This is a genomic window from Streptomyces sp. NPDC030991, from assembly GCF_055571235.1.
On sequence record NZ_JBVIFR010000025.1, the window covers coordinates 1 to 18,539 of the forward strand.

Annotated in this window: 18 protein-coding genes; 8 read left to right on the plus strand and 10 right to left on the minus strand. The window is 72.4% G+C overall.

Annotation, left to right across the window (positions count from 1 at the left end; translation table 11 throughout):
• The first annotated feature begins 274 nt into the window (after positions 1-274).
• The 7 genes from ACZ45E_RS33595 to lgt all read left to right on the plus strand — a co-directional run bounded on the left by ACZ45E_RS33595 (position 275) and on the right by lgt (position 5,923).
• A complete protein-coding gene (locus tag ACZ45E_RS33595) occupies positions 275-667 on the plus strand; it encodes a DUF2752 domain-containing protein (RefSeq protein WP_468228556.1) in 393 nt (130 codons plus the stop codon).
• 130 nt (positions 668-797) lie between these two features.
• Positions 798-1,607 carry an indole-3-glycerol phosphate synthase TrpC gene (trpC, locus tag ACZ45E_RS33600; RefSeq protein WP_363193973.1) on the plus strand — a complete coding sequence of 270 codons (810 nt, stop codon included), beginning with the start codon at positions 798-800 and terminating at the stop codon, positions 1,605-1,607.
• A gap of 8 nt (positions 1,608-1,615) precedes the next feature.
• Positions 1,616-1,774: a tryptophan biosynthesis modulator TrpM gene (gene trpM / locus ACZ45E_RS33605; RefSeq protein WP_468228310.1), complete on the plus strand. Its 159-nt coding sequence runs from the start codon at positions 1,616-1,618 to the stop codon at positions 1,772-1,774.
• Positions 1,775-1,913: 139 nt separating this feature from the next.
• Positions 1,914-3,203 carry a tryptophan synthase subunit beta gene (gene trpB / locus ACZ45E_RS33610; RefSeq protein WP_468228313.1) on the plus strand — a complete coding sequence of 430 codons (1,290 nt, stop codon included), beginning with the start codon at positions 1,914-1,916 and terminating at the stop codon, positions 3,201-3,203.
• Positions 3,200-4,015 (plus strand): tryptophan synthase subunit alpha, encoded by an 816-nt coding sequence (gene trpA / locus ACZ45E_RS33615; protein WP_468228316.1) that lies wholly within the window; start codon positions 3,200-3,202, stop codon positions 4,013-4,015. The genes trpB and trpA overlap by 4 nt, the downstream gene beginning before the upstream one ends.
• 85 nt (positions 4,016-4,100) lie before the next feature.
• Positions 4,101-4,883, plus strand: coding sequence for a DsbA family protein (locus tag ACZ45E_RS33620; RefSeq protein WP_468228319.1), 783 nt, complete (start codon positions 4,101-4,103; stop codon positions 4,881-4,883).
• An 80-nt stretch (positions 4,884-4,963) separates the two neighbouring features.
• On the plus strand, positions 4,964-5,923 hold the full coding sequence (lgt, locus tag ACZ45E_RS33625; protein ID WP_468228322.1) for a prolipoprotein diacylglyceryl transferase: 960 nt from the start codon (positions 4,964-4,966) through the stop codon (positions 5,921-5,923).
• Positions 5,924-5,993: 70 nt separating this feature from the next.
• Here the strand turns inward: lgt and ACZ45E_RS33630 are convergent, their stop codons facing one another.
• The 10 genes from ACZ45E_RS33630 to ACZ45E_RS33675 form a co-directional block, all read right to left on the minus strand.
• Positions 5,994-6,833: an HpcH/HpaI aldolase/citrate lyase family protein gene (locus tag ACZ45E_RS33630; protein ID WP_468228324.1), complete on the minus strand. Its 840-nt coding sequence runs from the start codon at positions 6,831-6,833 to the stop codon at positions 5,994-5,996.
• A complete protein-coding gene (locus ACZ45E_RS33635; RefSeq protein WP_468228327.1) occupies positions 6,830-8,035 on the minus strand; it encodes a CaiB/BaiF CoA transferase family protein in 1,206 nt (401 codons plus the stop codon). Before ACZ45E_RS33635 ends, ACZ45E_RS33630 begins: the two co-directional genes overlap by 4 nt.
• A complete protein-coding gene (locus ACZ45E_RS33640) occupies positions 8,032-9,393 on the minus strand; it encodes an ADP-ribosylglycohydrolase family protein (RefSeq protein ID WP_468228329.1) in 1,362 nt (453 codons plus the stop codon). The genes ACZ45E_RS33635 and ACZ45E_RS33640 overlap by 4 nt, the downstream gene beginning before the upstream one ends.
• A gap of 8 nt (positions 9,394-9,401) precedes the next feature.
• Entirely contained in the window at positions 9,402-10,562 is a 1,161-nt protein-coding gene (locus tag ACZ45E_RS33645) for an ADP-ribosylglycohydrolase family protein (RefSeq protein ID WP_468228332.1), read from the minus strand.
• Positions 10,559-11,848: an ADP-ribosylglycohydrolase family protein gene (locus ACZ45E_RS33650; RefSeq protein ID WP_468228335.1), complete on the minus strand. Its 1,290-nt coding sequence runs from the start codon at positions 11,846-11,848 to the stop codon at positions 10,559-10,561. Before ACZ45E_RS33650 ends, ACZ45E_RS33645 begins: the two co-directional genes overlap by 4 nt.
• A 233-nt stretch (positions 11,849-12,081) precedes the next feature.
• Positions 12,082-13,182 carry an ADP-ribosylglycohydrolase family protein gene (locus ACZ45E_RS33655; RefSeq protein WP_468228338.1) on the minus strand — a complete coding sequence of 367 codons (1,101 nt, stop codon included), beginning with the start codon at positions 13,180-13,182 and terminating at the stop codon, positions 12,082-12,084.
• Between the two features lie 46 nt (positions 13,183-13,228).
• Positions 13,229-14,527 (minus strand): ABC transporter substrate-binding protein, encoded by a 1,299-nt coding sequence (locus ACZ45E_RS33660; RefSeq protein WP_468228341.1) that lies wholly within the window; start codon positions 14,525-14,527, stop codon positions 13,229-13,231.
• Complete coding sequence (locus tag ACZ45E_RS33665; RefSeq protein WP_468228343.1) at positions 14,527-15,387, minus strand: carbohydrate ABC transporter permease; 861 nt, start codon at positions 15,385-15,387, stop codon at positions 14,527-14,529. Before ACZ45E_RS33665 ends, ACZ45E_RS33660 begins: the two co-directional genes overlap by 1 nt.
• Positions 15,384-16,343, minus strand: coding sequence for a carbohydrate ABC transporter permease (locus ACZ45E_RS33670; protein ID WP_468228345.1), 960 nt, complete (start codon positions 16,341-16,343; stop codon positions 15,384-15,386). Before ACZ45E_RS33670 ends, ACZ45E_RS33665 begins: the two co-directional genes overlap by 4 nt.
• Before the next feature lie 19 nt (positions 16,344-16,362).
• On the minus strand, positions 16,363-17,400 hold the full coding sequence (locus ACZ45E_RS33675) for a LacI family DNA-binding transcriptional regulator (protein ID WP_468228347.1): 1,038 nt from the start codon (positions 17,398-17,400) through the stop codon (positions 16,363-16,365).
• Positions 17,401-17,669: 269 nt separating this feature from the next.
• Here ACZ45E_RS33675 and ACZ45E_RS33680 point away from each other — a divergent pair, with 269 nt between their 5' ends.
• Positions 17,670-18,401, plus strand: a complete 732-nt coding sequence (locus tag ACZ45E_RS33680) for a VIT1/CCC1 transporter family protein (protein WP_468228350.1) — start codon at positions 17,670-17,672, stop codon at positions 18,399-18,401.
• The last annotated feature ends 138 nt before the right edge of the window (positions 18,402-18,539 follow it).

Genomic DNA, 18,539 nt, shown 5'->3' on the forward strand with positions numbered 1-18,539 from the left:
TTTCTCGACAACCCCAACCGCCCCGGTTTGTTTCTCCCACCCAACACCCCGGGCAACACCCCCGTCTGGGGGCCTGGACACCTCGGGTCGGGGGGGGGGGGGGGGGGGCCCCCCCCCCCCCCCCCCGCCCCGTTCGCGCGCCCGGGGAGCGGAGCGCGGGGTACCGCGGGAGAATCCACGGGTGACCGTCGAGCCGACCCGCACCGACCACCTCGATCGCACCGACGACCCCGACCACGCCGACCGTGCCGCTTCACTACGCCGGACCGCCACCCTGCTGCGCCGGACCGCCACCCCGCTCGGCGTCCTCGGCGGCGTCGTCGCGGCCTTCGCCTACGTCGGCGCCGTCGACCCGAACGAGCCGGGCCACTACCCCGTCTGCCCGCTCCTGCGCGCCACCGGCGCCTACTGCCCCGGCTGCGGCGGCCTGCGCAGCGCCCACGCGCTCGTGCACGGCGATCTGAGCGGCGCCCTCGGCGCCAACGCCCTGGCCGTGGCCGGCTACGCCCTGTTCGCGGTGGTGTGGACGGTGTGGGCGGTGCGGTCGGCCCGCGGGCGGCCGTTCGGGCTCGGCCTGGGCCGCGTACACCTCTGGGCGCTCGGCACCGTGGTGCTCGCCTTCACCGTTGTCCGGAACCTGCCCTTCAGTGGCTTCCTACGCCCTTGATCAACGACATTTGTCCAGGTAGTGGGACCGCGATCCACCGGATGCGGAGCCTTCGCCCTCCTGCGGATACCATCTCAGTGACCAGTCGGTTGCCCAGAGGACCGAATTGCAAGAAAGGAAGTCCGCTCGCGTGAGTGTGCTCGACGAGATCATCGACGGTGTCCGTGCCGACCTCGCGGAACGGCAGGCGCGCGTGAGCCTCGACGAGCTCAAGGAGCGCGCGGCGAAGGCTCCCGCCGCCAAGGACGGGGTCGCCGCTTTGCGCGGCGACGGCGTCAAGGTCATCTGCGAGGTCAAGCGGTCCAGCCCCTCCAAGGGCGCCCTGGCCGCGATCGCCGACCCGGCCGCGCTCGCCGCGGACTACGAGGCGGGCGGCGCGGCCGTCATCTCCGTCCTCACCGAACAGCGGCGCTTCGGCGGCTCCCTCGCCGACCTCGAAGCGGTCCGCGCCAAGGTCGACATCCCGGTCCTGCGCAAGGACTTCATCGTCACCTCCTACCAGCTGTGGGAGGCCCGCGCGTACGGCGCCGACCTCGCCCTGCTGATCGTGGCCGCGCTCGACCAGCCCGCCCTGGAGTCCCTCATCGAGCGCGCCGAGTCCATCGGTCTCACGCCGCTCGTCGAGGCGCACGACGAGGACGAGGTGGAGCGGGCCGTCGACGCGGGCGCGAAGATCATCGGCATCAACACCCGCAACCTCAAGGACCTCACGGTCGACCGCGGCACCTTCGAGCGCGTCGCCCCGGACATCCCGGACCACATCGTCAAGGTCGCCGAGTCCGGCGTGCGCGGCCCGCACGACCTGATCGCGTACGCCAACGCCGGCGCGGACGCCGTCCTCGTGGGCGAGTCCCTGGTGACCGGCCGCGACCCGCGCTCCGCCGTCTCCGACCTGGTCGCCGCGGGCGCCCACCCGGCCCTGCGCCACGGACGGGGCTGACCCGCACCGTGCCCATCGCCGCCCGCCTCGCCCCCGGCTGCCGCCCGCGCGGCTGCCGGGCGCCCGCGCGGCGCGTGCACGGCCGGCGCGTGCGGTACGTGATCGGTGACGAGCCGGGCCAGGTCAACGGCATGCGATGGCAGGCGGCGCACTTCAGCGCCGCTTGAGATGAGCCCCGCAAGGGGCGCGGGGAACCGCGCGCCCAGCCGTCGACGGCTGTCGGCCGCCGGACCACCGCACCATCTACGGCGCGAAGGCGTACCCACGTCCACTCATCACGCCATAGACCAGTGAGGCAAGCCCGCTATGCCCAGCGAGTACTTCATCCCGGACCCCGAGGGTCTGGTCCCCAGCGCCGAAGGCTACTTCGGCGCGTTCGGCGGCAAGTTCATCCCGGAGGCGCTCGTCGCCGCCGTGGACGAGGTCGCCGTCGAGTACGACAAGGCCAAGAACGACCCGGAGTTCGCCCGCGAGCTCGACGACCTCCTGGTCAACTACACCGGCCGCCCCAGCAGCCTCACCGAGGTGCCCCGGTTCGCCGAGCACGCCGGCGGGGCCCGGGTCTTCCTCAAGCGCGAGGACCTGAACCACACCGGCTCCCACAAGATCAACAACGTACTCGGCCAGGCCCTGCTCACCCGGCGCATGGGCAAGACCCGGGTCATCGCCGAGACCGGCGCCGGCCAGCACGGCGTCGCCACCGCCACCGCCTGCGCGCTGTTCGGCCTCGAATGCACCATCTACATGGGCGAGATCGACACCCGGCGCCAGGCCCTGAACGTGGCCCGCATGCGGATGCTCGGCGCCGAGGTCATCGCCGTGAAGTCCGGCAGCCGCACCCTCAAGGACGCGATCAACGAGGCGTTCCGCGACTGGGTCGCCAACGTCGACCGCACGCACTACCTCTTCGGCACGGTCGCAGGACCGCACCCCTTCCCGGCGATGGTCCGCGACTTCCACCGCGTCATCGGCGTGGAGGCCCGGGGCCAGATCCTGGAGCGCGCGGGCCGGCTGCCCGACGCCGCCATCGCCTGCGTCGGCGGCGGCTCCAACGCCATCGGCCTCTTCCACGCCTTCATCCCGGACGCCGGCGTCCGCCTCGTCGGCTGCGAGCCCGCGGGCCACGGCATCGAGACGGGCGAGCACGCGGCGACCCTCAGCGCGGGCGAGCCCGGCATCCTGCACGGCTCCCGCTCCTACGTCCTCCAGGACGAGGAGGGCCAGATCACCGAGCCGTACTCGATCTCGGCCGGCCTCGACTACCCGGGCATCGGCCCCGAGCACGCCTACCTCAAGGACAGCGGGCGCGGCGAGTACCGCGCCGTCACCGACGACGCGGCGATGCAGGCACTGCGTCTGCTGTCGCGCACCGAGGGCATCATTCCGGCCATCGAGTCCGCGCACGCCCTCGCCGGCGCCCTGGAGGTCGGCGAGGAGCTCGGCAAGGACGGCCTGATCGTCGTCAACCTGTCGGGTCGGGGCGACAAGGACATGGACACCGCCGCCCGCTACTTCGGTCTGTACGACGAGGGCGCCGACGCCGAAGTCGCGGCCGACGCCGCCGCCACCGCAGAGATCGAGGGGGACGCCAAGTGAGCGGGAACATCCGACTGCTGTCCGACACCCTGGCGGCGGCCAGGACCGAGGGCCGCGCCGCACTCATCGCCTACCTGCCCGCCGGGTTCCCCACGGTCGACGGCGGCATCGAGGCCGTCAAGGCGGTCTTCGACGGCGGCGCCGACGTGGTCGAGGTGGGGCTGCCCCACTCCGACCCGGTGCTCGACGGGCCGGTCATCCAGACCGCCGACGACATCGCGCTGCGCGGCGGACTCAAGATCAAGGACGTCATGCGCACGGTCCGCGAGACCTACGCGGCCACCGGCAAGCCGGTCCTCGTCATGACGTACTGGAACCCCATCGACCGCTACGGCATCGAGCGGTTCACCGCCGAGCTCGCCGAGGCGGGCGGCGCCGGCTGCATCCTGCCCGACCTGCCCGTGCAGGAGTCGGCGACCTGGCGCGAGCACGCCGAGAAGCAGGGCCTCGCGACGGTCTTCGTCGTCGCGCCCAGCAGCAAGGACGAGCGGCTCGCCACCATCACGGCGGCCGGTTCCGGCTTCGTCTACGCCGCTTCGCTGATGGGCGTCACCGGCACCCGCGAGTCCGTCGGCAACCAGGCCCAGGACCTCGTGCGCCGCACCAAGGCCACCACCGAGCTGCCGGTCTGCGTCGGCCTGGGCGTCTCCGACGCCCGCCAGGCCAAGGAGGTCGCCTCCTTCGCCGACGGCGTGATCGTCGGCTCGGCGTTCGTGAAGCGGATGCTGGACGCCGAGGACGAGGCCGCGGGCCTGACGGCGGTCCGGGCACTCGCGGCGGAGCTCGCCGAGGGCGTACGGGGCAACGCGTAGCGGGGGAGTCTCAGCCATATCACCCGTATGGGTGGAAGTGGGTCGGGGAGGCACGCTCGTGCCTCCCCGGTTCGTTGGCGCAGGTGTGAGCGAGAAGAACCGTGAGGGAAAGCGCGCGGCCCGGGACCGACTGGCCGAGGAGCGCGAGAAGCAGAGAACCGCTGAGAAGCGACGCCGGACGTTGATCGTGGCCGCGGCCGTCGTCTGCGTGCTCGGCCTGGCCGCCGTGATCGGGGTGGTCGCCGCCAACTCCGGTGACGACAGCTCCGGGGACACGTCCGGGTCCGCGGCCGCGCCCAAGGGCGCCGCCGGCAAGGACGGGCTGGCGGTCCCGGTGGGCAAGGACAGCGCCAGGTCGACGCTCACGGTGTGGGAGGACTTCCGCTGCCCCGCCTGCAAGTCCTTCGAGGACGCCTACCGTTCGACGATCCATGAGCTGACCGACGCGGGACAGCTGAAGGTCGAGTACCACACGGTCACGCTCATCGACTCGAACATGGGAGGCAGCGGCTCCCTCCACGCGGGCAACGCGGCGGCGTGCGCGCAGGACGCGGGCAAGTTCCCCGAGTACCACGACGTGCTGTACGAGAACCAGCCGAAGGAGACCGACGACGCCTTCGCGGACAACGGCAAGCTGATCGACCTGGCGGGGAAGGTCGACGGGCTCGTCGGTGACACCTTCACGTCCTGTGTGGACGACGGCAAGCACAACGGCTGGATCACCAAGTCGTACAAGGCGTTCCAGGACGCGGGCCACAGCGGCACCCCCACGGTGCTGCTGAACGGCAAGAGCATCATGAACGACCGGACCATGACCCCGGCCAAGCTGAAGCAGCAGGTGCAGGAGGCCGACAAGAGCGGCCAGTAGACACCTGTCACGCTTGTTATGGAGCCGTAGCCGGGCTGCCGGACGAGTCCGCGGCCCGGCACGGTAGCGTCGACCCTGCCATGGAACTTGCCTATATCCCCAGTCCGTCGCAGGGCGTGGTCCACCTCGGGCCCATCCCGCTGCGCGGCTACGCGTTCTGCATCATCATCGGTGTCTTCGTGGCCGTCTGGCTCGGAAACCGGCGCTGGATCGCCCGCGGCGGACGGGCCGGCACGGTCGCCGACATCGCGGTGTGGGCGGTGCCGTTCGGCCTGGTCGGCGGCCGTCTCTACCACGTGATCACGGACTACGAGCTGTACTTCAGCGAGGGCCGTGACTGGGTGGACGCCTTCAAGATCTGGGAGGGCGGCCTCGGCATCTGGGGCGCCATCGCGCTCGGCGCGGTCGGCGCCTGGATCGGCTGCCGCCGCCGTGGCATCCCGCTCCCGGCGTGGGCCGACGCCCTCGCGCCCGGCATCGCCCTCGCGCAGGCCATCGGCCGCTGGGGCAACTGGTTCAACCAGGAGCTGTACGGCCGGGACACCACCGTGCCGTGGGCCCTGAAGATCACCTCGGACACGGACGGGCGGGTACCCGGCACGTACCACCCGACGTTCCTGTACGAGTCGTTGTGGTGCATCGGTGTCGCTCTGCTCGTCATCTGGGCCGACCGCAAGTTCAAGCTGGGCCACGGGCGGGCGTTCGCGCTGTACGTCGCGTCGTACTGCGTGGGCCGGTTCTGGATCGAGTACATGCGGGTGGACGACGCGCACCACATCTTCGGTCTGCGCCTGAACAACTGGACGGCGCTCTTCGTCTTCGTGCTCGCCGTGATCTACCTGGTGCTGTCGGCGAAGAAGCGGCCCGGTCGCGAGGAGGTCGTGGAGCCCGGAGCGGACACCCCCGCAGAGGCCGACGCGACACCCGGCAAGCCCGAAGCGGCCGAAGAACCGGCCGACGCGAAGACCACGGCCGAGGAGAAGGACACGGTCGAGGACGACGCCGCAGCCAAGGACGACGCCGCGGCCAAGAAGACCTGAGGGCCGACGGCCGTACGCCGACGAGGGCGCCGAACCGCGAGGTCCGGCGCCCTTCGGCGTGTGCGGGGGGTCAGGCGGAGGCCCGGGCCGGGCGGTCCGCCAGCGCGAGTACCCGCCGCGCCCCCGCCACCACCGCCGCGTCCACGAAACGCCCGTCCGGCAGCGCGAGCGCACCCGCGTCCGTGACCGCCGCCCGGACGATGTCCTGGGCCGCCGCCACCTCCGCCTCCGTCGGACGGAACGCCTCCTCGATCACCGGGAGCTGCCGCGGGTGGATCGCCGTCCGGCCGAAGAAGCCGAGCGCGCGGCCCTCGGCACAGGACCGGGCCAGCCCCTCCGCGTCGCGGACGTCCGGGAAGACCGACTGAGGAGGCGGCGGCAGCTGGGCCGCCCGGGCCGCCACCACGGCGCGGCCCCGCACCCACGCGAGGCCCCGCGCGTCGGTGACGCCGAGCTCGGCGCGCAGGTCGGCCTCGCCCAGAGCGATGCCGTGCACCGACGGGTGGGAGGCGATCTCGTAGGCGTGCTCGATGCCGAGCGCCGACTCCAGGAGGGCGTACAGCGGCGGGACCCGCACCGCCCGGTCCGAGACGCGGGCCAGGTCCGCGGCGGTGTGCACCTTCGGCAGGCGCAGCGCTTCCAGGCCGGGCAGCGGGGCGAGGCGGCGTACCTCCCGCTCGGCGAGGGGCCCGTCCAGCGCGTTCACACGGACGTGCACCGGCACCTCGTGCCGGTCGGTGAGCAGCTCCGCCGTCGCGTCGAGGGCGTACGCCTTGCGGTCGGGGGCGACCGCGTCCTCCAGGTCGACCAGGACCACGTCGGCGCCCGAGCCGAGCGCCTTCGCCACGACGCCCGGCCGGTCCCCGGGAACGTAGAGCCAGGTCAGGTACGCACCGTTGAGGTCGCTCATACCGCACCAGCCTCCCGCAGTGCCGCGATGTCCGCGCGCGACAGGCCGAGGCCGCCGAGGAGTTCGTCGGTGTCGGCGCCGTGCGGGCGGCCCGCCCACCTGACGGCGCCCGGCGTCTCGGAGAGGCGGAAGAGGACGTTCTGCATCTTGACCGTGCCGAGCTCCGGGTCGGGGAGTTCGGTGATGGAGCCGAGGGCCCGGTACTGCTCGTCGCGCAGCACGTCGCGGATGTCGTAGACCGGGGCGATGGCCGCCTCCGCCGCCTCGAACGCCGCCATCACCTCGTCGCGGGTGTGGGCCGCGATCCAGCCGCCCACCGCCGCGTCGAGCTCGTCCGCGTGCCCGGCCCGCCCCGCGCCCGACGCGAACCACTCCTCCTCGATGAACCCGGGGCTGCCGACCAGCCGCATCACCCGCTCCGCGATCGACTGGGCGGAGGTCGACACCGCGACCCACTTGTCGTCGCTCGTGCGGTACGTGTTGCGGGGCGCGTTGTTCGTGGACCGGTTGCCGGTGCGCGGCTGGACGTAGCCGAGCTGGTCGTACCAGGTCGCCTGCGGACCGAGGATCGCCAGCATCGGCTCGATGATCGCCATGTCGACGACCTGACCGCGGCCCGTCGTGTCCCGTCCGCGCAGCGCCGCCATCACCGCGTACGAGGTGGCGAGCGCGGCGACGGAGTCGGCGAGCCCGAACGGGGGCAGCGTCGGCGGGCCGTCCGGCTGGCCGGTGATCGCGGCGAACCCGCTCATCGCCTCCGCGAGCGTGCCGAACCCGGGGCGGCGCGCGTACGGGCCGAACTGGCCGAAGCCGGTGACGCGGGCCAGCACGAGGCGCGGGTTGGCGGCGCTCAGCTCGTCCCAGCCGAGTCGCCACTTCTCCAGGGTGCCGGGGCGGAAGTTCTCGACGACGACGTCCGATGCGGCGGCCAGCCTGAGGAGGACGTCCCGGCCGCCGGGGGAGGAGAGGTCGAGGGTGAGGTTCTTCTTGTTGCGGCCCAGGTGCTTCCACCACAGGCCGACACCGTCCTTCGACGGGCCGTGGCCGCGGGACGGGTCCGGCCTGCGGGGGTGCTCGACCTTGATGACCTCGGCACCGAAGTCGCCGAGCATCGTGGCGCAGAGCGGGCCCGCGAAGAGCGTGGCCAGGTCGAGTACGCGCAGACCCGTCAGGGGGCCTTCGGCGGGGCGGGGGTGGGTCATGTGCGGGCCTCCGATGTGAGCCTGGCCAGTTCGTCGAAGCCGATGCCGTCGAAGCCGGCGACCGTGGTGGTGAGCCGGTTGGCGAGCGGCGCCGTCCAGTTCTCGCCGAGCGCGCCGGGCTCCCTCGCGAGCAGACCCGCGAGGGAACCGGCCGTCGCGCCGTTGGAGTCCGTGTCCCAACCCCCGGACACCGCGCGGCAGATCGCGCCGGAGAAGTCGCCGTCGGCGTGGGTGAGGGCGGCGGCCAGCAGGGCCGCGTTGGGCAGCACGTGCACCCAGTGGTGGTCGGCGTAGGCGCGGTGCAGCTCGTCCACCACCTGGTCGAAGTCCCCGTGCGTGTAGGCCAGTTCGATACCGAGCCGGATCGCTTTCGCGTACCGCGAGCCCGGCGGCACGACCGTGAGGCCGACGCGTAGCGCCTCGTGCACGTCCGCCGTGCCGGAGGCCGCCGCCGCGATGGCGGCGGCCGTGAACATCTCCCCGTACACCCCGTTGGCGGTGTGGGTGAGCACCGCGTCCCGGTGCGCCTGCTCGGCGGCGCGCGCCGGGTCGCCCGGGTTGGTCCAGCCGAAGACGTCGGCGCGGATCTGCGCGCCGATCCACTCGCGGAACGGGTTGTGGTGGGTGGCGGTGGCGGGCGGCTCGACGCCGTCGAGGAGGTTGCGGTAGGCGACGCGCTCGGCGGTGAACGTGCGGCCCGCCGGCAGCTCGTCCAGCCAGAGCCTCGCCACGTCCTCGGTGGTGAAGCCGGAGCCGTGGCGCTGGAGCAACAACAGCCCGATGAGCGGGTAGTTGAGGTCGTCGTCCTCGGGCATGCCGTCGATGTTCTCGGCGAGCGAGGTCGGTGAGCTGCGCCGGTTCCACGGGTACGCGGCGGCGATCTCCGGAGCCAGGCCGGTCTCCGTGAACCAGGTGTGCAGCGGCCAGTTGCCGGTGGACCGGGCGACGGCCCGGATGCCCTCCAGGGGCAGCTTCTCCACCGGCTTGCCGAGCAGACAGCCCACGGCCCGGCCGAGCCAGGCCGCGTGCAGGGCGTCGTACGCGGCGGGGCCCTGGGCCGGTCGCTCGGGGGTGCGGGGCCAGGACGGGCAGATCGCCCTGATCGCCGCGAGGCCGGTGGGCTCCTGCGCGGCCAGGGGCGACGGCAGCGCCGCCAGGTCGTCCAGGAGCAGCGCCGCGAGATGCCGGAGCGCGGGGTCGCCGGGAGCGGGCGACGCGCCCGCCCGCTCCGGTGCCAGGTGGCCGCCCGCCGCGACCCAGCGCCGCTCGATCGCCGCCGCGTCGCGGCCGTCCTGCGCCGCCTGACGCAGTTCGTGGCCGAGCAGGTCCTCGGGCTGTACCCAGGTCAGACGCAGCATCGCGGTCCTCACCGTCCCGCGATCGCCGCGAACGCGGACTCGTGGGCCCGGCGGCGCTCCAGATCCCGCGCGTGCACCTCACGGGTGACGCGGGCCAGGGCCGCCGCCGGGGCGTGCAGGTCCAATTTGCTGGCCTGCGCGATCTCGGCGCTCCACTCCTTGGGCACCGCGCCCTCCCCGTACAGGGCGCCCACGATCGCGCCGCTCATCGTGGCGATCGAATCGCAGTCCCGGCCGTAGTTGACCGACCCCAGCACCGTGTGCCGGAAGTCGCCGGCCCCGACCAGCAACATACCGAGCGCGACGGGGAGTTCCTCGATCGCGTGCAGGCGGGAAGGGCGACGCGCGCCGAGCGACGGCTTGCGGTACTCCGGGCCCACCGTGTCGAAGGGGGTGACCGCCTCCCGCAGCGGGGCGAGGGCCTCCTCGAAGTCGTCGTAGCGGGACGCCACTTCGCAGACCGCCTCGATCGCCGACCTCGTACCGTCCTTGGCCAGGGCGAGCGCGTCCTCGACCACCGTCACCGGCGTCGCGTCCGGCTTGTACGCCGCCGCCACCGCCGCCGCGAACACGCCCGCCGCCTCCCTGCCGTACGAGCTCTGGTGCGCACCCGCCACGTCCAGCGCCTCCTCGTACGCCTTGAGCGGGTTGCCCGCGTTCACCGCCCCCACCGGCGCCATGTACATCGCCGCACCGCAGTTCACGATGTTGCCGACGCCTGCCTCCCGCGGGTCCACGTGCCCGTAGTGGATCCGCGCCACGATCCACTTCTCCGCCAGGAAGATGCGCTGGAGCGGCAGCGCCTCCGCCTCCAGCTCCGGGATCCAGCGGGGCGTCGTGATCAGGTCCGGGACCAGGTGGTCCGCCACGGCGTACGCGTCCAGGTGGTCACGGACCTTCTCGTACACGCGGACCAGCGCGTGCGTCATCAACGTGTCGTCCGTGACGTGGCCGTCGCCCTTGTGGTACGGCGCGATCGGGCGGGCCGTCCGCCAGTCGTCCTTGTAGAACGGCTCCACGATGCCGCGCACCCGGCCGCCGTGCCGCTCCGCGATCGCCTCCGGGGTCCAGCCCTCGACCGGGCCGCCGAGCGCGTCGCCCACGGCGGCGCCCACCAGGGCGCCGGTGGTGCGGTCCTCCAGGGACGGGGGGGTGGGGGCGGTGCTCATACCGAAGTTCCTTCCGGGGAGGGGGTGGGGGTGGGGGTGTGCGTTGCCGCCAAGCGGGCCGCCAGGTCGGTGAGGTCCGTGCCCGCCAAGTGCGGCAGCGCGCAGCCCGCCAGCGTGCGGCAGGCGTCCCGCCACGTCTGTGGAAGCGCCTCCGCGCCGCCGATCGCGCCCGTCAGCGCGCCCGCCAGCGCGGGAGCCGAGTCCGCCACCCGCGACAGACAGGCAGTGGTCGGTACCGCCTCCGCGACCGCGCCCGCGGCCGCCGTCGCCACCGCCAGCGCCACGGGGACCGTCTCCGCGGCCGCGATACCGTAGCTGTACACGTGGTCGACGATCTCGTGCTCCAGTACCGGGACGAGAGCGAACGCGTTGCCGGGCAGGCCCGGGCGCGCCGCCGCCGCGGTCCGGCCCAGTTCCACCGCCCGGTGCGCGTTGCGGTGGATCTCGGTGCCCTCCGGAAGCTGGGCGAGCGCCGCGTCCACACAGGCGTCCACCGACGCGCCGCCCAGCGCCGCTGCCACGGCCGCCGCCATCGCCCTGGCTCCGTGCACGCCGTCGCCGTCCTGCGTGTACCGCGCGTCGAACTCGGCCAGATCCGCGGCGCGTTCGGGCTCCCCCGGGTGGACCGTCGCCAGGACCGCGGCGCGTACGCAGGCCGCGTCGTCGAAGTAGTGCGGGTTGTCGTGGCCCGTCGCCGGCGGGCGGAGTCCCGCGGCGAGGTTGCCGAGGCCCGCGCGGACGGAGATACGGGCGCGGAGCGGGATCTCCGCCGACTCGATCTCGTCGGCGCGGGCCGCTGCCGCGGCGATCTCGTCCGCGAGGGTGTTCCAGGCCAGGGAGAGCGCGGAGCGGACGCGGTGGTCCGGGGGGAGGTCGCCCAGGCCCTCCGCGTACGCGTCGAGGACGGCGGTCGCGGTGAACGCGGCCCATTCGGCGTCGTCGGACGGGCCCAGGCGCAACGGTTCCGAGGGCTGGTTCAGGGCGATCGGGACGGGGAGGGTCGTCGTGGCGTTCTGCTCCGCGAACGTGTCCAGTTCCCGGGTGAGGCGGCGGGTCCAGTCGGGGAGGCGGGCCGCGCGGTGTCGTCCCGACGGCCAGCCGGCCGCGTCTCCCGCGGCGATACCCAGCAGGAGGCCCTCGATGCGGGACGTCATGTCCGCCGGGGTGGTTGTCATGGGGTGGCCTCTCTGTGGGCGGGGCTGGTGCGCCGCCTGTCGTGGTGTGGGGCGGGGCGGCGCCGGGGTGCCTCCTCGGCCGGATCGGTTGCCGCGCCTGCTGTACGCCATAGGCGGGTCGTCCTGTGCTGGGTTCCTGCGGAGTCCTGCGGGGGCACCCCGACGCCGCCCCTCACGTCGTCTTGCGAGTGCCCGTCGGTGGTCCTTTCCGATGCGGGGTTCGTCGGCTTGGGCGATCTGCCGTCCGGGGCGGCTGTTCAGCGTCGGGGGCGTGTGCCAGGGGGCTCGGTGCAGGCCGGTGGTGGGGGTTCGTGCGAGGAGGTCCTCCCGCGCTGCGGGGGTGCTCACGCCGCCGCCCCCTCGTGGTCCGGCGGGGGCGGGCTCAGGCGCGTCGCCACGTCCAACACATGGCGGCCCGCCATGGACGGCAGGCAGCTGCCGCGGACCGGGCCGATCGCCGACGACCAGGGCGCCGGGATCGAGGTCTCGCCGCGCAGCGCGCCGGCCAGCGCCCCCGCCACCGCCGCCGTCGTGTCCGCGTCGCGGCCCATGTTCACGGCCGTGAGCACGGACTCGCGGAAGTCGCCGCGGGCCACCGCGAACGCCCCGAACGCCAGGCCCACCGCCTCGGGCGCCAGGTCCGTCCACGGGTAGCCGCCGATGACGACGGCCTTGCGTACCGCCCGTTCCATCGAGAGCTGCGTGCCGTCCGGGGCACGGCGGGCCCGGCGCGCCGCCTGTACCGCGCGGTGCAGGGAGCGAGCCGTCCAGGAGTCGTCCGGGACCACCGAGAGCGCCGCCTGCACGACCGCGTCCGGGTTGTGGCTGACCATGGCCGCCGCCACACCGGCCGCCACCGCCCGGCCGCCGTGGATGCCCTCGCCGTCGTGCGACACCGTGCCGTCGATCGCGACCAGCCGCGCCGCTTCGGCCGGGCGGCCCGCCGCGTAGACGCCGAAAGGCGCCGCCCGCATCGCGAGGCCGTCGCTCCAGGCGTGCCGGTGCTGCGCCGAGATCGGGGCGGCCAGGCCCCTGCGCAGGTTCTCCAGGGTGCCGCGTTCGCTGAACCCCGCACCCTTGAACGGGCCCTCGTCCTGATCCGCGATCCAGGTGTGCCAGGCCGCCTCGACATCGGCGATGGTGAGTTCCGCGCCGTGCTCGGCGAGGAGCAGACCGGAGAAGATCGCGTACTCGGTGTCGTCCGTCCCGGCCGGATTGTCGGCGACGAATCCCTCGATGCGGCCCCAGCGTTCGCGGATCTGGGACGGCTTCATGTTCTCCGCGGGCGCGCCCAGCGCGTCGCCGACGGCGAGGCCGAGGAGCGCGCCGCGGGCCCGGTCCCGCAGGGAGATCGTGCCGGGCGGCGGGGGGTGCGGAACCGTGCGCAGTCTGCGGGGGGCCGCGGTGCCGTCCGCGGGATGATCCGGGTCGACGCTGACGCTCATGGTGTGTTCGTGCTCTTTTCTGGGGTCGTGCTGGGCCGTGCTGGGGTCAGCGCTGGTAGCGGTCGAGGATGCGGTTGCCGTCGCCCGCCAGACGCTTGCGCAGTTCGTCGGCGCCGAACGCGCCGTTGTAGTACTCCTGGTACGCCGGGGTGGCGATCTTGTCCTTCCACTCCGCGTAGCCACGCACCCCGAGCACCGGGGACGGGCGCAGCGCCGCCGCTATGTCGGCGCCGGTCCTCCAGCCGTTCTTTTCGGTCGTCAGCGACGGATCCTTGAGCGCCTTGGTGCTCGTGGGCAACAGCCAGTCGCCACGCGCCAGTTGCACCTGGTGCTCGGCCTGTGTGAGGTGCGCGACGAAGTCGGCCGCCGCCTGTTTGTGCTCGCTGTCCTCGGAGACCGACAGGGTCTGAGGGGCCGTTCCCTGTGCCATGCCGCCCGCCCCTGACGGCATCGGCAGCACCGACCAGTCGAAGTTCTCCGGCGCCTGCTGCCGCACCTGCTGACGGTAGGAGAAGTTGAGCGGCAGCATCGCGTAACGGCCCGCGAAGAAGCCGGGCAGCGTGTCCGAACCCGACATGCCCAGGCCCGACTTGGGCGCCGTGCGGTCCTTGTTGACCTGCCTGTTGATGAGCCGTGCGACGGCCGAGTCCGCGCTGTCGTAGCGGATCTCGTTCTTGCCGTCCTTGTCCTTGTAGAAGATCTTGCCGTCGGTGGAGAGGGCGAGGTTGACCGACTGGCTGACCGGTTCCTTCATCGACCACGCGACGCCGTAGGTGGCCCTCGGCCCGCGCGTGGTGAGCTTCTTCGCCACCGACTCGAACTCCGCCCAGCTCCACGGGTGTTGCGCGGTGGGAATGCGGACGCCGGACCGCTTCAGCAGCTTGGTGTTCGCGATCAGGACGCGGGGTTCCTGGAGGAACGGCACGCCGTACGTCCTGTGGCCGTAGGTGGTCGTCGCCCAGGACGCCTGGGGGATGTCCTCGCGCAGGGACGCCGGCAGGTACTTCGTCAGGTCGGCGAGGTAACCGCCGTTCGCGAAGTCCGTGAGGTCCGAGGCGTCGTCGTGGAAGATGTCCGGCGCCTCGCCGCCCTCGAAGGAGGTGAGAAGCTGGTCGTGGATGTTGTCCCAACTGCCCTGTACGTACTTGATTTTGATGCGGGCGTGCGTCTCGTTCCAGTGGGCTACGAGCGCCTTGTTGGCGTCCACCGACTCCTTCTGCCAGGCGAGGCTCAGGAATTCGAGGGTGACCTTGCCGTCGGCCGTGTCCCCGTTCCCGCCGCAGCCGGCCAGGAGGCAGAGGGTGAGCGCCGTGGCCGCGGCCGCCGTGAGGTTCCGTGCGCGCATCAGCCCTTCACCGCCCCGCTGAGCATGCCGCCCACCAGCCGGCGCTGGAGCAGCGCGAAGAAGACCAGGCTGGGGATGGTCGCGAGGACCGAGGCCGCCGCCAGCGGGCCCAGGTCCGCGACGCCCTCGGCGCCGAGGAAGCGGGTGAGGATGACCGACATCGTCTGGTTCTCCGGGGACTTGAGCAGCACGAGGGCGAAGAAGAACTCGTTCCAGGCCGTCACGAAGCTGAACATCAGCGTCGCCACCAGACCGGGGGCCAGCAGGGGGAGGACCACGCTGGTCAGCGTGCGCAGGCGGCCCGCTCCGTCCATCGCCGCCGCCTCCTCCAGGGAGCGCGGCACCGACTTCACGTAGCCCTGGAGCATCCAGAGCGAGAAGGGCAGGTTCCAGACGACGTACACGATGATCAGGCCGGGGACGCTGTCGATCATGTGCAGGTTCTTCAGGACCAGGAACAGCGGGATGATCACCAGGACGAACGGGAACATCTGGCTGACCAGGATCCACGCCGTGCCCGCCTGGCTGACCCGCGACCTGTAGCGGACCATCACGTACGCCGCCGGGACCGCGATCGCCACCGAGATGACGGAGGCGCTCACCGCGACGATCAAGCTGTTGAGGGCTGAGTGGAGGAGTGGCTGTGCGTCGAACGCCGCTCTGTAGTTGTCCAGGCTCGGGTGCTGGGGGAGCCAGGTCGGGTCGATCGAGCCGAGTTCTTGTGGGGATTTGAACGAGGTCGACAGCAGCCACAGGAGGGGGAACGCCAGGAAGACCAGGTAGCAGAGCAGGGTGAGGTACTGGGCCGTCCGGCCTGCCGCCCGCCGTGCGCGGACCTTGGGGAACGTTGTCGCACTCATGCCGCGTCCTCCTTGAGCCGCTTGCGCAGGAACAGGGTGAGCAGGACCGCGATCACCGCGATCATGACCAGGCCCATCGCGGCGGCGTATCCGAACTGCCCGTACTTGAAGGCCTCTTCGTACGCGAACAGCATCGGCAGCCGGGTCTGGCCGCCCGGGCCGCCCTGCGTGAGGACGTACACCAGGCCGAAGGAATTGAAGTTCCAGATGAAGTTCAGCGCCGTGACCGCGAGGACGACCGGTTTCAGCGCCGGCCAGGTGACCGCCGTGAAGCGGCGCCAGAGCCCCGCGCCGTCCAGTTGTGCGGCCTCGCGCAGTTCGTGCGGCACGTTCTGCAGGCCGGCCAGGAGGACGACGGTGGTCTGCGGCATGCCCGCCCAGACGCCTACGACGATCACCGCGGGCAGCGCGTAGGAGAGGTTCGAGAGCCAGTCGACGTTCTCGTGGATCAGGCCCAGTTGCGTGAGTGTCTTGTTCAGGATGCCCGCGTCCGAGTGGTAGACGAGCCGCCACATGATGCCGACCACGACCTCCGGCATCGCCCAGGGGACCAGTGCCAGGGTCCGCGCCAGCCAGCGGAACCGCAGGTTCTGATTGAGCAGGAGCGCCAGGCCGAGGGCCAGCACGAACTGGAGCGCGGTGACGCACACCGCCCAGGTCAGGCCGATGCGGAACGACTCCCAGAAGAGACTGTCGTGGCGCAGGTCCAGCAGGTTGTCCAGGCCCACGAACCGGGTGGGCTGCGTGCGGCCCGCCTGCGAGTCGGTGAACGCGAGCGAGAGGCCGTACAGGAGGGGCCCGACGCTGAGTATCAGGATCGGGATCAGCGCGGGGAGCAGCAGGAACCAGGCGCCCCGGTCCAGACCCAGCGCCCTTCTGCGCTGGTCGGGGCTGCGGGGCGGCGGGGTGCCGCGGCTGCCCGGGACGGCACTGTCCCGGGAGGCGGTGAGACTCATGGCTCGAACCTCGTGACTCTCAAGCGTCGGGCGCCGCCCGGCCCGTGGAGGCGCGGACGACGAGGCGGGGAGGGGCGGTGGTGGTGCGGGGGGCGGGGGAGCCGGTGGCGGCGAGGCGCTCCAGGAGCAGTTCGGCGGCGCGCCGGCCGCGTTCGGTGGAGCCGAGGTCGACGCTGGTCAGTGGGGGCCAACCGGCCTGCGCCAGGATGCTGTCGTCCATCCCCGCGACCGCCACGTCCTCGGGTATGCGCAGCGCGCGGGCGTGCAGGGCGCGGGCCGCGCCGAGCGCCAGCTGGTCGTTGGCGCAGAAGACAGCGTCGGGTGCCCGGCGCAGGAGCGCCTCGGCGGCCTCGGCGCCCGATTCGATGCCGAAGTCGGTGTGGACGACGAGCGCGGGGTCGTACGGGAGGCCGCAGGCGGCGAGCGCCGCCCGGTAGCCCTCCTCGCGGTTGCGGCCGGGGACCGTGTCGTAGGGGCCGTTGACGAAGGCGATGCGGCGCCGGCCGGTCTCGTACAGGTGGCGTACGGCGAGCGCGGCGCCCGCGACGGAGTCGGCGCGCACGCTGTCCACGGGCACGTCATCGGGCAGGGACCCTATGACCACGACCGGGCCCACCGCGGTGCGCAGCGCCCGGATGTGGTCGTCGGTGATGCGGATGGGACAGATGATGAGGCCGTCGCTGGTGCGGTCGCCGAGGCTGCGCAGGACGGCCAGCTCGTCGTCGACGACGGCGTCGGTGGAGTGCAGGAGCAGGCGGTAGCCGGCCGCCTTCGCCACCGACTGGATGGCGCGGACCATCGCCACGTACACGGGGTTGCCGATGTCGGGCATCGCGAAGGTGAGCTGGCGGGTGCGGCCGTCCTTGAGGGAGCGGGCCACCGCGTTCGGCACGTAGCCGAGTTCGGCGGCGGCGCGCTCGACCCGCTCGACGGTGTCGCGGCGGGCCCCGAGGCCGTTGAGGACGCGCGAGACGGAGGCGATCGAGACTCCCGCGCGCTCGGCGATGGAGACGATCGTCGGCTGGCCCCGCTGGGGGGACGCCCCTCTTCTCGGCACCTGTCTGCTCCTCGAAACGGGATCACTGTAAACGTTTCCGGTAGCTGGAAACGTTTACAGATGGTGGTGTCAGGGTTCCCCGTCCGTCAACGGAGCCATCAGGTGATCCATCTCACGAGTGACGGTGGGAAGGCCGAGGTCAGCGACTGCCGGGTGCGTTGCGCAGGGCGCAAAACCGCAGGTAAGTACGGCCTTCCTTGCTAGCGGCGGCGTTTTTCCGCGCGTACTTTCGAGTCAGAAGTCGGAGCTAGGGGAGTGGGTTCACGAGCATGGCCATCATCGAGACCGAGGCGACACTGCACGACGCGCACCGGGACAACCACACCCACCGCGACGTCAGCGGCGGCTGGCTGCGCCCGGCGGTGTTCGGCGCCATGGACGGTCTCGTCTCCAACTTCGCGCTGATGGCCGGTGTCGCCGGTGGCGCCGTCTCGCAGCAGACCGTGATCATCACCGGTCTCTCGGGGCTCGCCGCGGGCGCGTTCTCCATGGCGGCCGGTGAGTACACCTCCGTCGCCTCCCAGCGCGAGCTGGTCGAGGCCGAACTGGACGTCGAGCGCCGCGAGCTGCGCAAGCACCCGGCCGACGAGGAGCGGGAGCTCGCCGAGCTGTACGAGTCCCGCGGAGTCGAGCCCCGGTTGGCCGCGGAGGTCGCGCGGCAGCTGTCGAAGGACCCCGAGCAGGCCCTGGAGATCCACGCCCGCGAGGAGCTGGGGATCGATCCGGGCGATCTGCCCTCGCCGACGGTGGCCGCGGTCTCCTCGTTCGGCTCGTTCGCCCTGGGCGCCCTGCTGCCCGTACTGCCCTATCTGCTGGGGGCGACCGCGCTGTGGCCGGCCGTGGTGCTGGCGCTCATCGGGCTGTTCGCGTGCGGCGCGGTCGTGGCGAGGGTGACGGCACGCTCGTGGTGGTTCAGCGGGCTGCGGCAGTTGGCCCTGGGCGGTGCCGCGGCCGGTGTGACGTATCTCCTGGGCCATCTTTTCGGTACGGCAATAGGTTGACGGTTCCCCGGTCACGGCCGGAAGATGGCTATACAGGGCCTTGCATAAGTAGTCGTTACTGGACGGTTTCGATTACTTGACCACGGGGCATGAGCCGTAAGCGCTGTGGGCAATGAGGCCCGCGAGCGCTACGGCGTA